This is a genomic window from Streptomyces sp. NPDC021212 (genome assembly GCF_044332925.1).
Lineage (GTDB): Bacteria > Actinomycetota > Actinomycetes > Streptomycetales > Streptomycetaceae > Streptomyces.
Map to the genome: position 1 here is coordinate 94,024 of NZ_JBIRPZ010000016.1, position 18,820 is coordinate 112,843.

General features: G+C 72.7%; 16 protein-coding genes. 8 read left to right on the top strand and 8 right to left on the bottom strand.

Translation table 11 applies throughout. The features are described from left to right. Window positions 1-38: 38 nt before the first annotated feature. Entirely contained in the window at window positions 39-1,139 is a 1,101-nt protein-coding gene (locus tag ACH4SI_RS34695; protein WP_398302867.1) for a citrate synthase 2, read from the bottom strand. Window positions 1,140-1,568: 429 nt separating this feature from the next. Here ACH4SI_RS34695 and pdxH point away from each other — a divergent pair, with 429 nt between their 5' ends. Continuing rightward, entirely contained in the window at window positions 1,569-2,276 is a 708-nt protein-coding gene (gene pdxH, locus ACH4SI_RS34700) for a pyridoxamine 5'-phosphate oxidase (protein ID WP_398302869.1), read from the top strand. A 472-nt stretch (window positions 2,277-2,748) separates the two neighbouring features. After that, the gene (locus ACH4SI_RS34705) at window positions 2,749-4,221 is read left to right on the top strand and encodes a PAS domain-containing protein (protein ID WP_398302871.1); all 1,473 of its coding nucleotides are present in this window, start codon (window positions 2,749-2,751) and stop codon (window positions 4,219-4,221) included. Window positions 4,222-4,280: 59 nt separating this feature from the next. Here the strand turns inward: ACH4SI_RS34705 and ACH4SI_RS34710 are convergent, their stop codons facing one another. Further along, a complete protein-coding gene (locus tag ACH4SI_RS34710) occupies window positions 4,281-5,036 on the bottom strand; it encodes an SIS domain-containing protein (RefSeq protein WP_398302873.1) in 756 nt (251 codons plus the stop codon). Between the two features lie 191 nt (window positions 5,037-5,227). Here ACH4SI_RS34710 and ACH4SI_RS34715 point away from each other — a divergent pair, with 191 nt between their 5' ends. Continuing rightward, window positions 5,228-5,920 carry a metal-dependent transcriptional regulator gene (locus tag ACH4SI_RS34715; RefSeq protein ID WP_398302875.1) on the top strand — a complete coding sequence of 231 codons (693 nt, stop codon included), beginning with the start codon at window positions 5,228-5,230 and terminating at the stop codon, window positions 5,918-5,920. A gap of 696 nt (window positions 5,921-6,616) precedes the next feature. Then, window positions 6,617-7,501: an alpha/beta fold hydrolase gene (locus ACH4SI_RS34720; protein WP_398302877.1), complete on the top strand. Its 885-nt coding sequence runs from the start codon at window positions 6,617-6,619 to the stop codon at window positions 7,499-7,501. A 70-nt stretch (window positions 7,502-7,571) separates the two neighbouring features. Here the strand turns inward: ACH4SI_RS34720 and ACH4SI_RS34725 are convergent, their stop codons facing one another. Next, a complete protein-coding gene (locus tag ACH4SI_RS34725) occupies window positions 7,572-8,048 on the bottom strand; it encodes a hypothetical protein (RefSeq protein WP_398302879.1) in 477 nt (158 codons plus the stop codon). Window positions 8,049-8,489: 441 nt separating this feature from the next. Here ACH4SI_RS34725 and ACH4SI_RS34730 point away from each other — a divergent pair, with 441 nt between their 5' ends. After that, window positions 8,490-8,843, top strand: a complete 354-nt coding sequence (locus ACH4SI_RS34730; protein ID WP_398302881.1) for an SH3 domain-containing protein — start codon at window positions 8,490-8,492, stop codon at window positions 8,841-8,843. A gap of 102 nt (window positions 8,844-8,945) precedes the next feature. Here the strand turns inward: ACH4SI_RS34730 and ACH4SI_RS34735 are convergent, their stop codons facing one another. Beyond that, the gene (locus ACH4SI_RS34735; RefSeq protein ID WP_398302883.1) at window positions 8,946-9,374 is read right to left on the bottom strand and encodes a pyridoxamine 5'-phosphate oxidase family protein; all 429 of its coding nucleotides are present in this window, start codon (window positions 9,372-9,374) and stop codon (window positions 8,946-8,948) included. A gap of 139 nt (window positions 9,375-9,513) precedes the next feature. Further along, on the bottom strand, window positions 9,514-10,389 hold the full coding sequence (locus ACH4SI_RS34740; RefSeq protein ID WP_398302885.1) for an NAD(P)H-binding protein: 876 nt from the start codon (window positions 10,387-10,389) through the stop codon (window positions 9,514-9,516). 82 nt (window positions 10,390-10,471) lie between these two features. Between ACH4SI_RS34740 and ACH4SI_RS34745 the strand changes: the two genes are divergently transcribed. Next, window positions 10,472-11,473: a cupin domain-containing protein gene (locus ACH4SI_RS34745; protein WP_398302887.1), complete on the top strand. Its 1,002-nt coding sequence runs from the start codon at window positions 10,472-10,474 to the stop codon at window positions 11,471-11,473. A gap of 140 nt (window positions 11,474-11,613) precedes the next feature. On the opposite strand, the gene ACH4SI_RS34750 is transcribed toward ACH4SI_RS34745, so the two are convergent. The 3 genes from ACH4SI_RS34750 to ACH4SI_RS34760 all read right to left on the bottom strand — a co-directional run bounded on the left by ACH4SI_RS34750 (window position 11,614) and on the right by ACH4SI_RS34760 (window position 14,922). Further along, window positions 11,614-13,293, bottom strand: coding sequence for a transporter (locus ACH4SI_RS34750; RefSeq protein WP_398302889.1), 1,680 nt, complete (start codon window positions 13,291-13,293; stop codon window positions 11,614-11,616). After that, on the bottom strand, window positions 13,290-14,048 hold the full coding sequence (locus ACH4SI_RS34755) for an ABC transporter ATP-binding protein (RefSeq protein WP_398302891.1): 759 nt from the start codon (window positions 14,046-14,048) through the stop codon (window positions 13,290-13,292). The genes ACH4SI_RS34750 and ACH4SI_RS34755 overlap by 4 nt, the downstream gene beginning before the upstream one ends. A 199-nt stretch (window positions 14,049-14,247) precedes the next feature. Further along, window positions 14,248-14,922 (bottom strand): bifunctional DNA primase/polymerase, encoded by a 675-nt coding sequence (locus ACH4SI_RS34760; RefSeq protein WP_398302893.1) that lies wholly within the window; start codon window positions 14,920-14,922, stop codon window positions 14,248-14,250. Window positions 14,923-15,249: 327 nt separating this feature from the next. Between ACH4SI_RS34760 and ACH4SI_RS34765 the strand changes: the two genes are divergently transcribed. Together ACH4SI_RS34765 and ACH4SI_RS34770 are read left to right on the top strand one after the other, a co-directional pair. Further along, window positions 15,250-16,641, top strand: coding sequence for a hypothetical protein (locus ACH4SI_RS34765; RefSeq protein ID WP_055546690.1), 1,392 nt, complete (start codon window positions 15,250-15,252; stop codon window positions 16,639-16,641). A 138-nt stretch (window positions 16,642-16,779) separates the two neighbouring features. Next, window positions 16,780-18,768 (top strand): hypothetical protein, encoded by a 1,989-nt coding sequence (locus ACH4SI_RS34770; protein ID WP_398302896.1) that lies wholly within the window; start codon window positions 16,780-16,782, stop codon window positions 18,766-18,768. The last annotated feature ends 52 nt before the right edge of the window (window positions 18,769-18,820 follow it).

Sequence of the window (18,820 nt, forward strand, 5' to 3'; positions counted from 1 at the left end):
CCCCACTCGTACCGCCCCCGCCCCACTCGTACCGCCCGCTACCGCGAGATGTCGCCGTAGCCCTGGATCTCCTGCGGGCCGCGGGTGCCCGGCCCGACGTAGCGCGCCGAGGGGCGGACGAGGCGGCCGGTCCGCTTCTGCTCCAGGATGTGCGCGCTCCACCCCGCGGTCCGCGCGCACGTGAACATCGACGTGAACATGGGCGCCGGGACCTGCGCGAAGTCCAGCGTGATCGCCGCCCAGAACTCGACGTTGGTGGCCAGCACCCGGTCCGGCCGCCGGTTGTGCAGCTCCTCCAGGGCGGCCCGCTCCAGCGCCTCGGCGACCTCGTAGCGCGGCGCCCCCAGCTCCTTGGCGGTGCGCCGCAGCACCCGCGCCCGCGGGTCCTCGGCGCGGTAGACCCGGTGGCCGAAGCCCATCAGCCGCTCGCCCCGGTCGAGCGCCCTCTTGACGTACGCCGTGGCGTCACCGGTGCGCTCGATCTCCTCGATCATGCCGAGCACCCGCGAGGGCGCGCCCCCGTGCAGCGGCCCGGACATGGCCCCGACCGCGCCGGAGAGCGCGGCGGCGACATCGGCGCCGGTGGAGGCGATGACGCGGGCGGTGAAGGTGGAGGCGTTCATGCCGTGCTCGGCGGCGGAGGTCCAGTACGCGTCGACGGCGGCGACGTGCTTGGGGTCGGGCTCGCCGCGCCAGCGGCGCATGAAGCGTTCGACGATGGTCTCGGCCTTGTCGATCTCCCGCTGCGGCACCATCGGCCGGCTCTGGCCGCGCGCCGACTGGGCGACGTACGAGAGCGCCATGACGGCCGCGCGGGCGAGGTCGTCGCGGGCCTGGGCCTCGTCGATGTCGAGGAGCGGTTTGAGGCCCCAGACGGGCGCGAGCATGGCCAGCGCGGACTGCACGTCGACCCGGACGTCGCCGGAGTGCACCGGGATGGGGAAGGGCTCGGCGGCGGGCAGCCCGGGGTTGAAGGCGCCGTCGACCAGCAGGCCCCACACGTTCCCGAAGGACACATGGCCCACCAGGTCCTCGATGTCGACACCGCGGTAGCGGAGCGCGCCGCCCTCCTTGTCGGGTTCGGCGATCTCCGTCTCGAACGCGACGACTCCCTCGAGTCCGGGTACGAAGTCGGACATCGGGCGGCTCCTCATGATGTGGGCGACGGGTGGACGAACGGCTGGTGCGGGTGCTGGTGCGGATGTGCGGGCTGGTACGCGGATAACGGCTGGTGCGGAGGAAACGTCAGCGGAGCGGATATCGGTGTCATCGGGGGGCGTCCGGCCCCGGGACGGCTCCGCGGCCGACGGCTCGCGGTCCGTACCGGATACCCGGTGGTGTGCCCCGTGTGCGCGGTGGTCACCCAGCGGGGCCGAAAACCGGCGCCGGGTACCGCGCTGACACGGCATGTTCGGCCACGGCGTGGTGGACGCGCCAGTCACGGGGGCGCGTGAGAAGTGGCACACCGCTTGTGCGGCGGGAGGAGGGTTACGGATCCCCGAGGCGGGGGATGGAGGGGATCGCTCTTTCGGGGCAGCCCGTGCGGTGGACCGATGATGTTGCAAGATATGCGCGTGCCTCACGTTGACCCGGAGCCCCCGGCTTCCCCCTCGGCTTACTCCGCGCGCACGTACGACCCGGCCGCCATGCGCGAGCACTATCGCGCGGCGGGCATCGACGAGGCGGGCCTCGGGGGCACCCCGTTCCAGCAGTTCACGCGGTGGTTCGAGGAGGCGGTGGGCAGCGGGCTGTACGAGCCGAACGCGATGGTCGTCTCCACGGCGGACGCGGCCGGGCGCCCCAGCTCCCGTACGGTCCTGATGAAGAGCTTCGACGAGCGCGGCTTCGTGTTCTACACCAACTACGGGTCGCGCAAGGGCCGCGAACTGGCCGAGAACCCGCACGTCTCGCTGCTCTTCCCCTGGCACCCGATCGCCCGCCAGGTGATCGTGACGGGCGTCGCGCACCGCACCGGGCGGGACGAGACGGCCGCGTACTTCCGGACCCGCCCGCACGGCTCGCAGCTGGGCGCGTGGGCCAGCGCGCAGTCCTCGGTGGTCGGCGCGCGGGAGGAGCTGGACCGGGCGTACGCGGAGCTGGCGGACCGCTATCCGCCGGGGGAGCAGGTGCCGGTGCCGCCGGAGTGGGGCGGGTTCCGGGTGGTGCCGGAGGCGGTGGAGTTCTGGCAGGGCAGGGAGAACCGGCTGCACGACCGGATGCGGTACGTGCGGACGCCGGCCGGGGAGGGCTGGCGGATCGAGCGCCTGTCGCCGTGAGGGCGTGCGGGACATCCGGCGGCGCCGGTCGGAGACGATCGGCACCGCATACAGCCGGAAACGCAGCCTCGGCACACAGCCGGAAACGCAGACGACCCGCGGGTCTGTCCCCTGGCGCCGGTGAGGACGCCTGGGGGCCGGTCGGACGTACCGGCAACCCGCGGGCCGGGTGACTGCTTGGGATTGGCCGGCTGCGCACATCCCTCGTGCGCCGTCCGGCGAATGCGCTGAGCGCGACGACGGACTGCTAGCCCGCAGTCACCTCACGCGTCCGGATTTGATACATCTGCCGAACCACCTCCCTTCTCGTGTGCTCCACACCTTAGGAACGCCCTCGCGTCGCACACAAGCAAATTTCCGGGAGGCAACGATTTCGCCGAATCCGGTGTGGCGCGCGTCACGTTGGAGTTCAATGTTCCGACGTGCACCAGCACAGGCAGCCACGTCCACCACGTCCCGCAGGGGGTGTCCGGTGACCGCTCCGCAGCGCTCCGAACCCGCGCGTCCCGCGCGTCCCGTCCCGGCCCAGCCGGCGGCCGCGCCCGTGCCCGCGACCGGCCCGGGCCGGGACGACTCCGATCTGCTCGCCGCGCTTCTCGACGGCATGGACGCCGCGCTGTGCGCGTTCGACGCGGACGGCATCGTCACCCACTGGAACCGCGAGGCCGAGCGCATCCTCGGCTGGCCGGCGGCCGAGGCCGTGGGGCGCAAGGGGCTGGCGGGGTGGGCGGCCCGTACGGAGGACGCCAGGGACGTCGAGGCCCGGCTGATGGAGGTGCTGGACGCCACCGGCCGCCGGGTGCACGAGTTCGCCCTGCTGACCAAGGACGGCGGCCGGGTCCTGGTCCGTGTCCAGTCGTCCGCGGTGCCCGGCGCGGACGGCCGCCCGGCGGGGGTGTACTGCGCGTTCAGCGAGGTGCACGCGCAGCTGGACCTGGAGCGGTCGATCGCGCTGAGCGAGGCGCTGCTGGACGACGCGTCCTGGTGCGTCGTCCTTGTCGACGCCGACCTGCGGGTGGCGGTCCTCAACGGCAACGCGGCGGACGCCCTGCGCACGGGCCGCACGGCCGCGCTCGGGCGGCCGCTGGGCGAGTTCCTCGACCAGGGCGTGGAGGAGGCCGAGAACGCCCTCCAGCACGTCCTCGCCGAGGGCGCGCCCCCGGCGCCCACCGAACTGTGGGTGACGCTGCGCGAGCCGGCCGACGAGGCGATGGAGGACGAGCCCCCGGCGCGCTGCTGCTGGCGCAGCGGCTTCCTGCGGCTGGCCTCGCCGCTCAGCGAGGGAGAGCCGGTGCCGCTCGGGGTGGCCTGGATCTTCCAGGACGTGACGGAGCTGAAGGAGCACGAGCAGGAGAGCGCCAGGCTGCGCTTCCGTGGCAACCAGCTGCACCGGGCGGCACGGGCGGCGGCCGAGTGCGAGGACCCGATGGAGGCGGCCGCGGTCCACCTGGACTTCGCCCTCGCGGGCTTCGCCGACCACGCGCTGATCGATCTGGTCCTGGACCGTCCGGAGACGGTGCCGCCGGGTGCGCCCCCGCCGGGCGCGCTGGCGCCCGGCGGGGGCGAGCGGATCCGCCTCGTCCGGGCGGCGGCCACGCCGTGCGGCACCGCGGGCCCGTGCTCCCCGATCACCCCGGGCGGCATCCCGGTCGCCTACCTGGAGGGCCACCCGGCGCTGCAGGCGGCCGAGCGCTGCGGTTCGGTGCGGGCGAGTGCGATGCGTACGGACGAGGCGGCGGCGGCGCGCTGGGCGGCGGCCCGCAAGTGGCCGGAGGGCTCGGTGCACGCCCTGTGCGCGGTCCTGCGCAGCCGCGGCCGCACCCTGGGCGTCCTGACCTTCCTCCGCGGCCCGGCCCGCCGCCCCTTCGACCGCCCGGACACGGCGTACGCGGAGGACGTGGCGGCCCGGGTCGCGGCCGCGGTGGACCTGGCCCTCGGCGGATAGCACGGGCCCGGGTGGTGGGGCCGGACTCTGCGGCGGACCAGGCGGGTCGCCCCCGGTGGCTACTGCCGGTAGAAGATCCGGTCGCCGTACTCCGCCATCACCTGGCGGTTCCACTCGTGGCCGCCGTCCACGTTGCCCGACCGCAGCAGGGGCGGCCGTACGCCGCGGGACATCAGCTCCTCCACTCCCGACGCCACCACGGCCTGCATCAGCGCGCTGGTCACCACGGTCGACGCGGGCGCGAACGGCGCCCCGACGCCCTCCGCCGTGACCTCCGCGTCGCCGACCGCGATCTTGCTGTCGAGGACCAGATCGCAGTGGTCCTTGAGGAAGCCGCCGGACGCGTTGCGCGACGTGGTCGCCGTCGCGTACGCCACGGACGTCACGCCGATCACCGTCACCCCGCGCTCCCGCGCGCCCGTCGCCATCTCCACCGGCAGCGGGTTCCGGCCGGACAGCGAGATGATGAACAGCAGGTCACCGGCGCGCAGCGGCCCGGTCTCCAGGACGGCCGCGGCGAGCCCCCCGACCCGCTCCAGCGCGCTCCCCAGGGTGGCGGGCATGACGTCCACGCCCACCAACCCCGGCACCGGGAGCAGGTTCATCAGGGCGAGCCCGCCCGCGCGGTAGACCACGTCCTGGGCGGGCAGGGAGGAGTGGCCCGCGCCGAAGACGAAGATCCGGCCGCCGCCGGTGACCGTGTCGGCGATCAGGCCGCCCGCCGCCTCGATGTGCTCGGCCTCCTCGTCCCGCACCTTGTGCAACAGCCCGATCGCGGCGTCGAAAAAGCGCCCTGCCGACTTGCTCTGGCTCATCGCGGAGGCCCTTCGTGTCGGTGTTAACTTGGATCCACGTCCCCGTGGCGCGGATCACGTTGCGATGTGGATCATGAAGCTGTCAATACCACCTCCGCCCTCGCTACGGCAGTGGCCGATCCGGCCCCGTTGTCGGTGGGATGCGTCAGAATTGGGTTCAGGGCCACCGCACGACACCTCAAGGGGCACGCATGTCCGGACTGATCGACACCACGGAGATGTATCTCCGCACCATCCTCGAACTCGAGGAGGAGGGCGTGGTCCCCATGCGCGCCCGGATCGCGGAGCGGCTCGATCAGAGCGGCCCCACCGTCAGCCAGACGGTCGCGCGCATGGAGCGCGACGGGCTGGTGACGGTCGCGGGCGACCGGCACCTCGAGCTGACGGACGAGGGCCGTCGGCTGGCCACGCGCGTGATGCGCAAGCACCGGCTCGCCGAATGCCTGCTCGTCGATGTGATCGGCCTGGAGTGGGAGCAGGTCCACGCGGAGGCGTGCCGCTGGGAGCACGTGATGAGCGAGGCGGTGGAGCGCCGGGTGCTGGAGCTGCTGCGCCACCCCACCGAGTCGCCGTACGGGAACCCGATCCCGGGCCTGGAGGAGCTGGGGGAGAAGGGCGAGGCCGACCCGTTCCTGGACGACAGCATGGTGAGCCTGCGCGAGCTGGCGCCGGGCACCGAGGGCAAGACGGTGGTAGTGCGCCGGATCGGCGAGCCGATCCAGATGGACGCCCAGCTGATGTACACGCTGCGCAGGGCCGGGGTGCAGCCGGGCTCGGTCGTGAGCGTGACGGAGTCGCCGGGCGGCGTCCTGGTGGGCAGCAGCGGTGAGGCGGCCGAGCTGGATGCGGACATCGCGTCGCACGTCTTCGTGGCCAAGCGCTAGCGGTGACCAACAAAGCCTGACGAACAAGCCCTGACGAACAAGCCCTGACGAACAAGCCCTGACGAACAAACCCTGACAAACTGTGGCGAACGGCCCCTGACGCCCCCGCACCGCGAGCCCGCTTCCCCGCTCTCCAGGCCCCCGGCCCCTCGGGACACGCTGACCGTGTCGGCCGTTTCACGCGCTCTCGCCCGCGCCACCTGCGGTGACGGTTTTTGGCGACGCCGGAGTTCGGGGAAATCGAGCGGGCGGGAGCGACCCGTGCAACCCTGTCGCTGACGCATATGCACAAGCGTGCTCGCAGTCAGGGGAGGGGGCTCCTATGGGCCCGGCGAGCGGCAGCGATGCCGAGCGGGCGTTCGAACGCGAGGGCCCCGGTGCCGTGAGGCGCCGGGGCCCCGCTTCCCCATGTCCCCCCGACGGCCCCCAGGTCGTGCGGACCGCGCGAACGCGGCCGTTGCGACCCGGGGCCGTGGCGACCCGGAGCCCCGAGCTCCCAGGGTCATCCCCGGCGGACTTCCTTCCCCGAGCAGTCCGCCTCCCGTTAGCTGTCTCCCCTCGGCGGAGGCGGCCAATCCTTGAGCGTGGTCACTCGAATGAGGGGTGTTGCCCGGCACTTGCGGTGCGTTCGAATACAAGTTCGATAGTGTGGGGTGGTTGGGGTTGCTCGGGAGAGGGATGGAGGTGCCAGACGACATGGTGCGACGCATCGACGTGACCGGAGCCGGCGGTGTGCGGCTCGCGGCCTGGGAGTTCACGGACCCGCCCAAGGCCGGAGGCCGCGCGGGAGCGCGCGGCGGCCCCGGAGTGCTGCTGCTCCACGGGCTGATGGGCCGCGCCGCGCACTGGGCGGCGACCGCCCGCTGGCTCGCCACCCGGCACCGGGCCGTCGCCCTCGACCAGCGCGGCCACGGCCGCAGCGAGAAGCCCGCCGAAGGGCCGTTCGACCGCGGCGCGTATGTGGACGACGCCGCGGCGGCCGTCGATCAGCTCGGGCTGGGCCCGGTCGCCCTCATCGGCCACTCCATGGGCGCCCTGACGGCCTGGCAGCTCGCCGCCCGCCGCCCCGATCTGGTCCGGGCCCTGGTCATCTGCGACATGCGGGCCTCGGCGCTCGGCAGTGCCTCGCAGCGCGAATGGACCGAGTGGTTCCGGTCCTGGCCGGTGCCCTTCGCGACCCTCGCGGACGTCCGCAAGTGGTTCGGCGAGGACGATCCGTCGCTGGAGCGCCCGAGCGCCGCCCGGGGTGACTTCTTCGCCGAGGTCATGGCCGAGCGTTCGGACGGCTGGCGGCCGGTGTTCTCCCGTCGCCAGATGCTGAAGGCCCGTGCGGCCTGGGCCCATGACGCGCACTGGGAGGAGCTGGCCCAGGTGGAGTGCCCCACCCTGGTCGTCCGCGGCCTGGACGGCGAGCTGGGCCGCGCCGAGGCGCAGGAGATGGTCCGCGTCCTCCCCCGTGGTGAGTACGCGGAGGTGGCCGACGCGGGCCACCTGGTCCACTACGACCAACCGGACGGCTGGCGCCGCGCCGTGGAGCCGTTCCTCGCCGCGACCCTCCCCGCACAGCCCGGACCGGAGTAGGCCGGACCGGAGTAGGCCGGACCGGAGTAGGCCGGACCGGAGTAGGCCGGTGGGTAAGGCGGGATCAGCGTCAGCCCCGCGCGGGGAACTTCCAGACGAACGGCTTGCCGCCGATCTCGGTCCAGGTGATCTCCAGCCGCTTGGTGTCCGCCGGGATGAGGAAGGTGTTGCAGAGGGTGTAGCTCTGGCCGTCCTTCCAGTCCTTGATGGCGTCGGAGTCGGCGCAGCCCTTCGGCGCGTCACCGCCGATGACCTTCGCGCCGCGCCGCCCGTCCGCGTAGACGTCCGCGTAGTCGCCGACCCGCGGCCACTCCTTGACGACGTCACCGGTTACATGGCGGTAGGTCACATATCCGGTCGCCGGGATCTTGCCCTTGGCGTCCTTCGGGTCGGAGACCAGGGACTTGGCGTCGGCGGCCGTTCCGACGTCGATCCGCCGCGCGGTGATCGAGTACAACGGCTTGACGCCGGTGTCCTCCTTGAATGCCCGCGACGCGGACTGCCCCGGTTTCAGCACGGCCTTCGCCGCCGCGCTCGTGCCGCGCATGCCGTTCTTGTGCGTGCTGACACGGGAATGCGACTTGTGCTTTTGGGGCGTGGAGCCATGGCTCTTTTTCCCGTGGGATCCGCAGGCGGTGACAGCCAGGGCCAGTACGGCAACGGGTGCGGCGATGCGCGGCCACGTTGTCTTGTTCAGCACGTCGATCTCCCCTGCGCGATCCTTCTCCGTTCAACGATCCTAGGGGCTGGAATTCCGCATCCGGGTCGTCAACTGTGTGCGTACTGTGACGGCCTGAGAGTGAGTCTGTGGAAGATGGCCGGATCCGGGCATCCCCGCGGTGCGGATGAACGGATTCCCATCCGGAATTCAACCTTCGCGGCCTCAAGGGCGTCTACCAGTACGGTGCTTGCGGATTGGCTGCTGCTACGCTCAGCCACGCATTAACACCCGTACGTAAAGAAATCACTGATCTCGGGGGGAGATCGCGTGAAGCTCAGACGCCAAGCCTCGATGGTCGTGCTCTCGGTGGTGCTCATGCTGGGCGGCTCGATCGCGATGGCGCCCACGGCATCCGCCGTGGGCTCCTCGGCATGCCGATTCAATTCTCCGGACGTCAATTTCAAGGTCGCGACGAGTGGCGCCAGATTCCGTACCGGACCGGGAAACAGGTACCGCGCGATAGGGACGCTGTACCGGGGAGACTCCTTCCGGTACTTCTGCCGCACCGGCGGTCTGGGCGGATTCATGAAGAGCTGGTCCTACGGAAAGATCCTCAAGCGGACCACCTCGGGCATCAAGCCCGGGACCAGGGGCTGGGTCTACAGCAAGTACCTGAACTGAGGGCCGTCACGTAACTCGGCATCGGTCAGTAGGGCTGATGGGTGATCATGCCCTACCGCAAACCCCGCGACGGCGGCGCACTTGAACAGGTTGTCGCGGAGGTCAAAACATGTAGCGGCTTACTGTCTCCGGGTGGATGACGAGACGAACCCAGTCTGCGGCCAGGATCCCGGCGAGGTCGTCGGCGCGGGCCGGGTCGTCGAGGTCCCAGTAGCGAGCGGCCAGGCGGGCGCACAGGTCGTGTGCTCCGTCGGGTTCCACCGTGGTGCGGCCGGCGACCGACAGCCAGCGCTCGCGTTCACCCACTGGGGCGGCGACGACCATCACGGCGCGGGGGTCGCGGCGTAGGCGCCGCACTTTGAGCGAGTCCGGGTCCGTGAACAGCTGGATCGTGCCCCCGGCAGTGGCCTCGAACCACACCGGCCGGGGCTCTGGCGGGAGTGGCCCTGCGGCCACGGACAGGAACCCGTGCAGGGGGCGTCGGAGGAACTCGAGGTCCTGGGTGGTCAGCGAACTGGCATCGGTGCTCATCACATTCCTTCCGGTAGGCGAGGGGGAATGGTTCCGAGGACATTGAAATAAGGCGTCGACTCGTTCGGAACGGTGTTCCGAGGGCGATGGTCGATCAGCTCAGCCGCTGTCGGGCGAGCACCCCGGGACGCGGCGCTTTTCATTGATCGGCGTCCTGCGCGCGGGAGCCGCCGGACGATCCTCGCCGCCAGGCTCCCGCCGCTGCGGCCCGCACGACGTAGTCCTCAAAGGTTCGGGGCGCCCGTCCCAGCACGGTGGCGAGGTCATCCGTCGTCGCGGCAATCAGCCCACGTTCCATCAGCACGAACATCTCGGCGACGTGGTGGGCATCGTCCTCGCTCAAGCCCTCCTCGACCAGCGTCGCGGCGTACTCGGCGGGGGAGATCTGCCGGAAGGTGAGGGGGCGCCCGGACGCCCGGGAGATCAGCTCAACCGCCTCACCGAAGGTGAGCGCACGCGGTCCGGTCAGCTCGTAGACCCGTCCGGCGTGCCGACCGGTCTCGGTCAACACCGCGGCCGCGGCGTCGGCGACGTCGTCCACGTCGATGAACGGCTCGGGAACCACGCCTGCCGGGAGGGCCAGCTCCCCGGCGACCAGCGGGGCGTGGAAGACGTCCTCGTCGAAGTTCTGAGCGAAGTTCGACGGCCGCAGGACGGTCCACTCCAGCGCCGAGCCGCGTACGGCTTCTTCGGCCGAGCGCATGTCCAGGCCGAACGCAGAGTCGCCCCAGGTGTCGGCGCCGCGCCCGGAGAGCAGGACCAGCCGCTGCACTCCGGCGGCCTCGGCCCGGGCCACGAACTCGTGCACCGGGCCCGGCACGCGCGGGGCCACCACGTAGGCGACGGCGATACCCCGCAGGACCGCATCCCAGCTGCCGGGATCGGACCAGTCGAACCGGACCCGGCTCGATCGGGAGGCGGCGCGCACCGTCGTGCCGCGCACCCGCAGCCGGGCGGCGATCCGCCGGCCGGTCTTGCCTGTTGCGCCGAGGACGAGAGTGGTGTCGTTGCTCATGACTCCGATTGAACACGGCCGACTCGGACGATCCCATGGGTGAGAAGCCTGATCGCCTGTGTATTCGTCTAACCTCGGTGGGATGGACGTGTTCAGTGACCTGATCCGGGGGGTGCGAGCCCACGGCTCGTTGTTCGGCAGCTCGACCCTGTCCCCGCCCTGGGCCCTGCACTTCGTGGACGGTGCGCCACTGACTCTGTGCACCGTCCTCACCGGGGCGGGCTGGGTCGTGCCGGAGCACGGTCCAGCCGAGCCGCTTCGCGCCCGCGAGACGATCGTCGTGCGCGGCCCCGCGACGTTCACCTTCGTCGACGAGGTCGGCACCCGGGCCGAACCCATCGCGTGCGGCGAGCACTGCGCGACGCCCGAGCAGGGCGGGACCCGGCACCGGCGCGGCTGGAACGATCGCGGCGGGGACGCCGGTGACGGCGGCGGTGCGACGACCCTGATCGTCGGCGTCTATCCGGTACGCGGCGAGATCAGTCACCGCCTGCTGGACGCGCTGCCCGTCGTACTGCGCGCGGGCGGCGGGGACACGGCCGACCCCGTGCTGGACCACCTCGCCGCCGAGGTCTGCGTCGACGCGCCGGGCCAGCAGGTGGTGCTCGACCGGCTGCTGGACTGGATGCTGGTGTGCACACTGCGCGAGTGGTTCGACCGGCCCGGCGGCGAGCCCCCGGCCTGGTGGGCCGCCCAGCGGGACCCGGTGGCCGGCGAGGCGCTGCGCCTGCTGCACGCCGAACCGGCGGCACCGTGGACGGTCGCCGCGCTGGCCGAGCGCACCGGGGTGTCGCGTTCGACGCTGGCCAAGCGGTTCGCCGACCTGGTAGGGGAGCCGCCGCTGACCTACCTCACCCGCTGGCGTATGACGCTCGCGGCAGACCTACTGGTCGAGCAGGAGTCCGCAACCGTCGCGGACATTGCCCGCGCCGTGGGTTACTCCGACCCGTTCGGGTTCAGCGCAGCGTTCAAACGGGTCCGAGGCGCCAACCCGAGCGAGTTCCGGCGCACCGCGACCACTGCTTCCCCGGCGGCCGAGCGGCCCGTTCCAGCCCGCACCACCCCGGCCGGCCCGAACGCCTGAACCAGGGGTGAGCCAAGCCAGGGTGCGATCCCACGCTTTATCAGGGGTCGGCTCTCTCAGGGGACGGTTCCATCAGGGGGAATGGCGCGGGAGCGGGACCTGACCAGTCCCGCTCCCGCGCCGCACGCCATGACCGAGGCTCAGCCCTTGCTCACCGCCGCCAGGATCTCCGGCAGCCGCCGCGCCGTACGCGGCGCGGCCAGCCGCAGCCCCGCCTCCGCGATCCCCGCGCCGTACGCCACGCCCAGCGGCAGCACCACCCACAGCAGGTCGTGCGCCCCGCTGGTGTGCAGCCAGATCGTCAGGCCCAGCAGCGGCGCGCACAGCAGGGCACCCGCGATCATGCCACCGAAGATGCCCATCCAGGCGAGCCCCGCCTGCCCCGGCGCCACGTTCTTGGCGCTGTCCTGCGGGATGGAGTACGGGACCAGTGCGGATGCCAGCGCCCCGGTCGCCATCATCCCGCCGAGCAGGCCGAACGCGAGCCCGAGCGCTTCGGGGACGGCGGCCAGGTCGTGCAGGAAGGCGGCCGAGCCCACCACGGCCAGGAGCACGTACGGCACTCCGGCCAGCGCGATCGCGAACGCCCGCCCGCGCAGCTCCAGATAGGCGTCCCGGGGGGAGGCGATGGTCTGCGCGACCATCCAGAACGCGGAGGAGTCCTGCCCGAACTGGTTGTTCATCTGCATGCCCAGCATCCCGGTGGCCCAGCACGCCCAGTAGACACTGCCGTTGCCCTGGACGGAGGTGACGAACGGCAGCAGCAGGCCGACCCCCAGCGAGCTGACCCAGCTGGTCTTGGACTTGGGGTCCCGTACCGCGTACCGCAGGGTGCGCAGCATGACGGTGCCGGTGCGCCCCGCGGGCAGCAGCCGCCCGAGCGGGCCGCGCGCGTCGGCGGACGAGTCCGCTCCCTCGGCGCCCCGCCGCGGCTTCTCCGGCTGGATCGTGGAGCTGTCGGGCGCGGTCATCAGATGCGTCAGGCTGCGCGACCACCACCACATCAGCAGCGCGACCGCGACCGCGCTCAGGGCGAACTGAGCGGCGGCGAGCCCGTACGCGCCCTCGCTCACGCCCTGCACGGCGTCGATCGCCGTCGCGGGCGGCACCCAGCGCAGGATGTCCGCGGCGGGCCGCAGCGCGGCCAGCCCGCCCGCGCCGGACAGCTTCTGCACGCCCACGTTCACGAACTGCACGCCGATCGCCACGAACAGACCGCTCAGCAGCGCCAGATCGCGGCCCTTGCGGCTGCTCAGCAGCCGGGTGTTGGCGGTCGCGACGGCCCGTGCCAGCGCCACGCACGTCAGCACGGTCAGCACCCCGGCGAGGACGGCCGCGACCGCGGCCGCCGCACCGTGCGCGATGGCGATCAGCGAACCCGCCACCAGGGTCAGCGTGAACAGCGGGCCCACGCCGATCAGCGAGGACACCAGCAGCGCGCTGATCAGCGGCCGGGGCCGCAGCGGCAGCATCACCAGCCGGGTGGGGTCCAGGGTCTCGTCACCGCTGGGGAAGAACAGCGGCATCACCGCCCAGCCCAGCGCGAGCACCGCGGTGAGCAGGGTGACCAGCGCGTCCGCGCCGTCGTGGCCGCGCAGCAGCACCAGGCCGAGCAGCTGGAGCAGGGCGAACAGGACGGTGATGACGAGCGAGGTGATGTACGCGGCGCGGCGGCCCGCGGACTGCCGCAGCCCGTTGCGCATCAGCGACAGCTTCAGCTGGACGAAGACGGGCACCAGCGAACCGGTGGGGGCCGCCGGGGGAGCGGGCGCCGCGGTGGCGAGCGGACCCTTGGCGTCGAGCGGATCGGTGAGCGTCATCGGGCGCCGCCGCCGAGCCAGTCGAGGTTGTCCCCGGAGCGCTGGTCGCGGGCGCCCACCAGCCCCAGGAAGGCGTCCTGGAGGGACGGCGCGTCGCCCCGTACGTCGGCCAGCGCACCCTGCGCGCGGATCTTGCCGCGCGCCATCACCGCGACCCAGTCGCACAGCGACTCGACCAGCTCCATCACATGGCTGGAGAAGACGACCGTCGCACCGGAGCGGGTGTAGCGCTCCAGCACGCCGCGGATGGTCTGCGCGGAGACCGGGTCGACGCCCTCGAAGGGCTCGTCGAGGAAGAGGACTTCCGGGTTGTGGAGGAGTGCGGCGGCCAGGCCGATCTTCTTGCGCATACCGGTCGAGTAGTCCACGACCAGCTTGTTCTGCGCACCGGCCAGGTCCAGGACGTCCAGCAGCTGGGTCGCGCGCTTGTCGACCTCGTCGCCGGGCAGTCCGCGCAGCCGCCCGGTGTACGCGAGGAGTTCGCGCCCCGAAAGCCGCTCGAACAGCCGCAGCCCTTCCGGCAGCACGCCGATCCGCGCCTTGACCTCGGCCGGGTCCTGCCAGACGTCGTGGCCGCCGATCTCGACCGTGCCGGAGTCGGGGCGCAGCAGTCCGGTGATCATCGAGAGGGTCGTGGTCTTGCCCGCGCCGTTGGGGCCGACGAGCCCGATGAACTGCCCGGCGGGAAGTTCGAGATCGATGCCCTGGACCGCGATCTGCTCCCCGAACCGCTTCCACAGACCCCGCACCTGCACGGCCGGCCGCTGATCAGCGGCGGCCGACTCGGTCGCTGCCTCGGCGTGTGCGTGTACGTCTGCGTGTACGTCTGCGTCTGCACGTGCGTCTGCGTCCGGCACTGGACTCCCCGTCTCCCAACGTCAGGCTGGTCCGGGGACTGGTCATGTCCCCGTTCGCGCCCACGATACGGGGGGCCGGTGACGGCGCCCAGGCGTGTCAGCGGTGCTCGGGTGAGCGTGCTTCCCGACCTCGGGTTTCGCGTCCGCAGGCGTAGGCGAGGGTGCTCACCAGCTCCTCGGCGTCCGGCAGCCAGCGGTTGGCGGCGGTCGGCCGACGGGCCCACTGGGTCGGGCCGTGCCGCCCGACCCGGGTCGGGGGAGCGACCACGTAGTCCCCGTCGCCGCGGGCGGCCAGGTCGACCGAGGCCGGCGGCCAGCCCAGGTTCCGCAGCAGGTCCGGGATCTTCGCGGCGGCGCCGGGGAGCACGAAGAAGAGCATCCTGCGGTCCGGGGTGGAAGTGACCGGGCCGAGGTCGACGTTGCGGCGCTCCATCCGGGCCAGCGCCAGACAGCCCGCCGACTCCGGTACGTCCAGGGCGTCGAAGGTACGGCCGGTCGGCAGCAGGATCGACGCGCCCGGGGCGCGGGCCCACATCCGCCGGACCACGACCGGGCTGCCGGTCGCCTGGTTGACCCAGTCCGGGGCGGTCGGATGGGCACCGGGGGCCGGGCAGTCGGCCTGTCCGCAGGAGCAGCGCTGGACGCCCTTCACGGTGTCCAGCCAGGCGCCGGCGAGCACGTCCCAGTGCCGTTCCTCGGCGTAGCGCACGGCGGCGTCGAGCAGCCGCTCCCCGCGCTGCTTCGGAATATGTGGTGTTCCTGTCACGTCCATGGTCTCGTCCACGACCAAGACAACTTCCGCCGTCAACAAGGGTTACGGCCGCGCCCCACGTCCGGGCGCGGGGACGGCACACCGGGGCGCATGGGTGCATGACCGGGGGCGCGTATGGGGTTCCGGCTGTGTAAGCGGGTAGCCACCATGCGTGACAGGCGTACGAGGGCGTTTTGGCGCGGCCGTACGCACGTACGTGAACCAAGCGGTCTATGTGGTCAATACGGGCAAGTTCCGCATTCGCCGTATACCCGCGATATCCGCGGGGAATTGATCCACAGGGACGGCATCCGCCGAGAACGCACAGCAGTCACTGGGGGTAAAACCATGGCCGCTAGGCCGCTTGTGGCGCGACAGCCGAACGAACGGCTGCAGGCGCTCATTCAGGAAGCCGCGTGCTCCAATGCCGGTTTGGCCCGCAGGGTCAACATGTGCGGTGCCGAGCACGGTCTCGATCTGCGCTACGACAAGACGTCGGTCGCCCGGTGGCTGCGCGGACAGCAGCCCCGGGGGCGCGCCCCGGGCATCATCGCCGAGGCGCTCGGCCGCAAGCTCGGTCGTACGGTCACGATCGACGAGATCGGCATGGCCAACGGCAAGAACCTGGCGTCGGGTGTGGGACTGCAGTTCTCACCGACCGTCCTCGGCGCGATAGAGCAGGTCTGCGAGTTGTGGCGCAGCGACGTCGGCCGCCGCGACTTCCTGACCGGCTCGACGGTCGCCGCCTCGGCGCTCGTCGAGCCCAGCCGCGACTGGTTGATCACCGGCGCGGACGCGCAGGTCGCGCGCACCGCCGGGGCCCGGGTCGGCCGCTCCGACGTCGCCGCCGTGCGGGCCACCACGGACGCGCTGGTCGAGCTGGACCACCGTTACGGCAGCGGCCATGTGCGCCCCGTCGTCGTCCACTACCTCAACAGCGTGGTCTCCGGGCTGCTCGCCGGGTCCTACCGGGAGTCGGTCGGACGCGAACTGTTCGCGGCGGTCGCCCGCTTGACGGAGCTGGCCGGGTACATGGCGATCGACACCGGCCAGTCCGGGCTCGCCCAGCGCTACTACATCCAGGCGCTGCGGCTCGCGCAGGCCGCCGGGGACCGGGGTTACGGCGGATACGTGCTGGCCGCCAGCATGAGCCACCTCGCCGCCCAGCTGGGCAACCCCCGGGAGATCGCGCAGCTGGCCAAGGCCGCGCAGGAGGGTTCGCGCGGCCAGGTGCCGCCGCGCGCCGAGTCGATGTTCCTGGCCGCCGAGGCGCGCGGGCACGCGCTGATGGGGGACGCCCCGGCCTGCCAGCACGCGGCCGGGCGGGCTCTGGACGCGATGGAGCGGGCGGTGGGCAGCGGCGGGCCGTCCGGGGACGAGCCGCCGTGGATCCAGCACTTCGACCACGCCTATCTGGCCGACGAGCTGGCCCACTGCCACCGCGACCTCGGCCAGGCCGAGCCCGCCCGGCGGCGCGCCGAGGAGGCCCTGGCGGGCCACCCGGAGGGGCGGGTGCGGCGCCGCGCCATCGGGCTGCTGCTGCTGGCCACGGCGCACGTCCAGGGGCGCGAGGTGGAGCAGGCGTGCCATGTCGGCGGCCAGGCGGTGGATCTGCTCCAGACGCTGCGCTCCAACCGGGGCGTGGAGTATCTGGACGACTTCCAGCAGCGGTTGGAGCCGTACCGGGACGAGCCGGTGGTGCGGGAGTTCGGCGCGAGGCTGGAGGTGCAAGCGGCCTGAGCTGTGCTTATCCCCTCTCGCCCCGCCGTCGCCGGGCCTTCGCCGGTGACCAGTCTCTCCCTCCGGCGGGCTCATACCCCTGCGGGTAACCGGTAGCGTGACCCGACGATTCGGTAATCGCTTCTTCAAGGAGACCCGGTGACGCAGAGCGGACAGGGTAACGAGCCGCAGCTGCCTGCGGTCCGTGAGGGCGTCGTACTGCCCGCTCAGGGCGACCAGTGGCCCCCTGAGACCCCGGAGTCCTCGGGTCCTTCAGGACCGTCGGAGCCCTCGGGGCAGCAGCACGGCGCCCCGGCCGCCGGGCAGGCGTGGGGCCAGCCCTGGGGGCCACAGGACGCGCTACAGGGGCCGCCCCCGCAGGGCGCGGCTCCCGCGCCGCCTGCCGGGCTGCCCGCTCCTGCCGCGCCGTCCGCGCCCGCCGGGCCTCCTGCGGGCGCCGGGCCGCTGCCGCCCGAGGGGGCGCCGTACGGCCAGCCGGGGCAGTTCGGCCAGCCGGGGCAGTTCGGCCAGCCGGGGCAGCCGGGGCAGCCGGGGCAGCCGGGCCAGCCGGGTCAGGGGTTCGGTCCGCCGGAGCCGGCGCCGGGCCAGTCGTACGGAGCGCCGCAGGGCCCGGAGCAGGCGTACGGGCTGCCACCGGGGTCGGACCAGTCGTTCGGGGCGCCGGACCCCTCGTTCGGGGCGCCGCAGGACTGGGCGTCGCAACAGTCCCTGCCGCAACAGCAGTCACCACAGCAGCATCAGCCGTCCTCGTACGCGCAGCCCCAGCCGCAGCAGCAGCCTGCATACCAGCAGCCCCAGCCGCCGCAGTCGCAGCCCCCCGCGTACGGGCAGCCGCAGGCGCAACCGCTGCCGGACAGACAGCCACAGCCACAGCCGTACGCCGGTGCCGCCGACGAGACGCAGATGCTGCCGCCGCAGCCCGCGGGGGACGCCGAGGCGACCCAGTACATACCCCCCGTCACCGGCGGCCCCGGCGCCCACGCCGCCCCGCCCCAGCCGCAGCCGTCCGCGAGCGCGCCGCTGCCGCCCGAGAACCGGCCCGCCAAGGACGAGGCGCCCGGCGAGTCCACCACCCAGCTGCGCCAGGTGCGCCCCGGCCGGGGCGCGCACCGGGGCCGCGGGCAGCAGCCCGCGCACGCCGCCCCCGCCGCGGCCGCCGAGGAGACCGCCGTCCTGCCGACGCCGGTCCCGGCCGCCCCGCCGCCGCAGCCCGCCCCGTCGTCCCGGCGCGGCCGGCACCAGCAGCAACAGCAGCAGCCCCCGAAGCCGACCAGCTCGCCCTTCGCGATCCGCCCCGGCCGTCCGGGCGACCGGCCGCCGCCCTCCGAGTTCGACGGGCTGTTCCGGGCCGATGACGACGGCGCCGCGGGCACCGGTGCCCAGTCCCCCGGCGAGACGCAGCAGCTGCCGCAGTTCAGCGCCCCGGCCCCGGCCCCGGCCCCGTCGGACGGGCGCGGCGGCCACGGCGGCCGCGGTGGGCGCGCCGGCCGCGGCCGCCGGATGTCGCCCGCCGTGCTCATCGGCATCGTCGTCGCGGGCTGCGGGATCGCCGGGCTCGCCGCCGGGGCCGCGCTCAGCGCGGGCGGTGACGACGAGAAGAAGGACGACAACACGACGCTGGGCAGCTCCGAGCCGAGCGCCGGTGAGGACAAGCCGAGCAAGTCGGCCGATCCCGCGGAGCCGCAGGCGAAGTCGCTGGACGCGCTGCTCAAGGACAGCAACAACAGCCGCTCGTCGGTGATCAACGCCGTGAACAACATCAAGTCCTGCAAGGACCTGCCCAAGGCCGCCTCGGACCTGCGCACGGCCGCCCGCCAGCGCAACGACCTGGTGACCCGGCTGGGCAAGCTGACCGTGGACAAGCTGCCGAGCCACGCCCAGCTGACCGCGTCGCTGACCAAGGCGTGGAAGTCCTCCGCGCAGGCCGACAACCAGTACGCGGCGTGGGCCGATCAGGCCCGCGGCAAGAAGGGCTGTCAGAAGGGCAAGGCCCGCCGGACCGGGCGGGTCGGGGCGGCCGAGCGGGCCAGCGGCGAGGCGACCGCGGCCAAGCGGAAGGCGGCCGAGCTGTGGAACCCGCTCGCGAACAAGTACGGCCTCACCACGCACGACGCCACCCAGCTGTGAGCGGCGACACATAAGCCCAGCCACATGCGCAGTGACACATGAGCAGTGACAC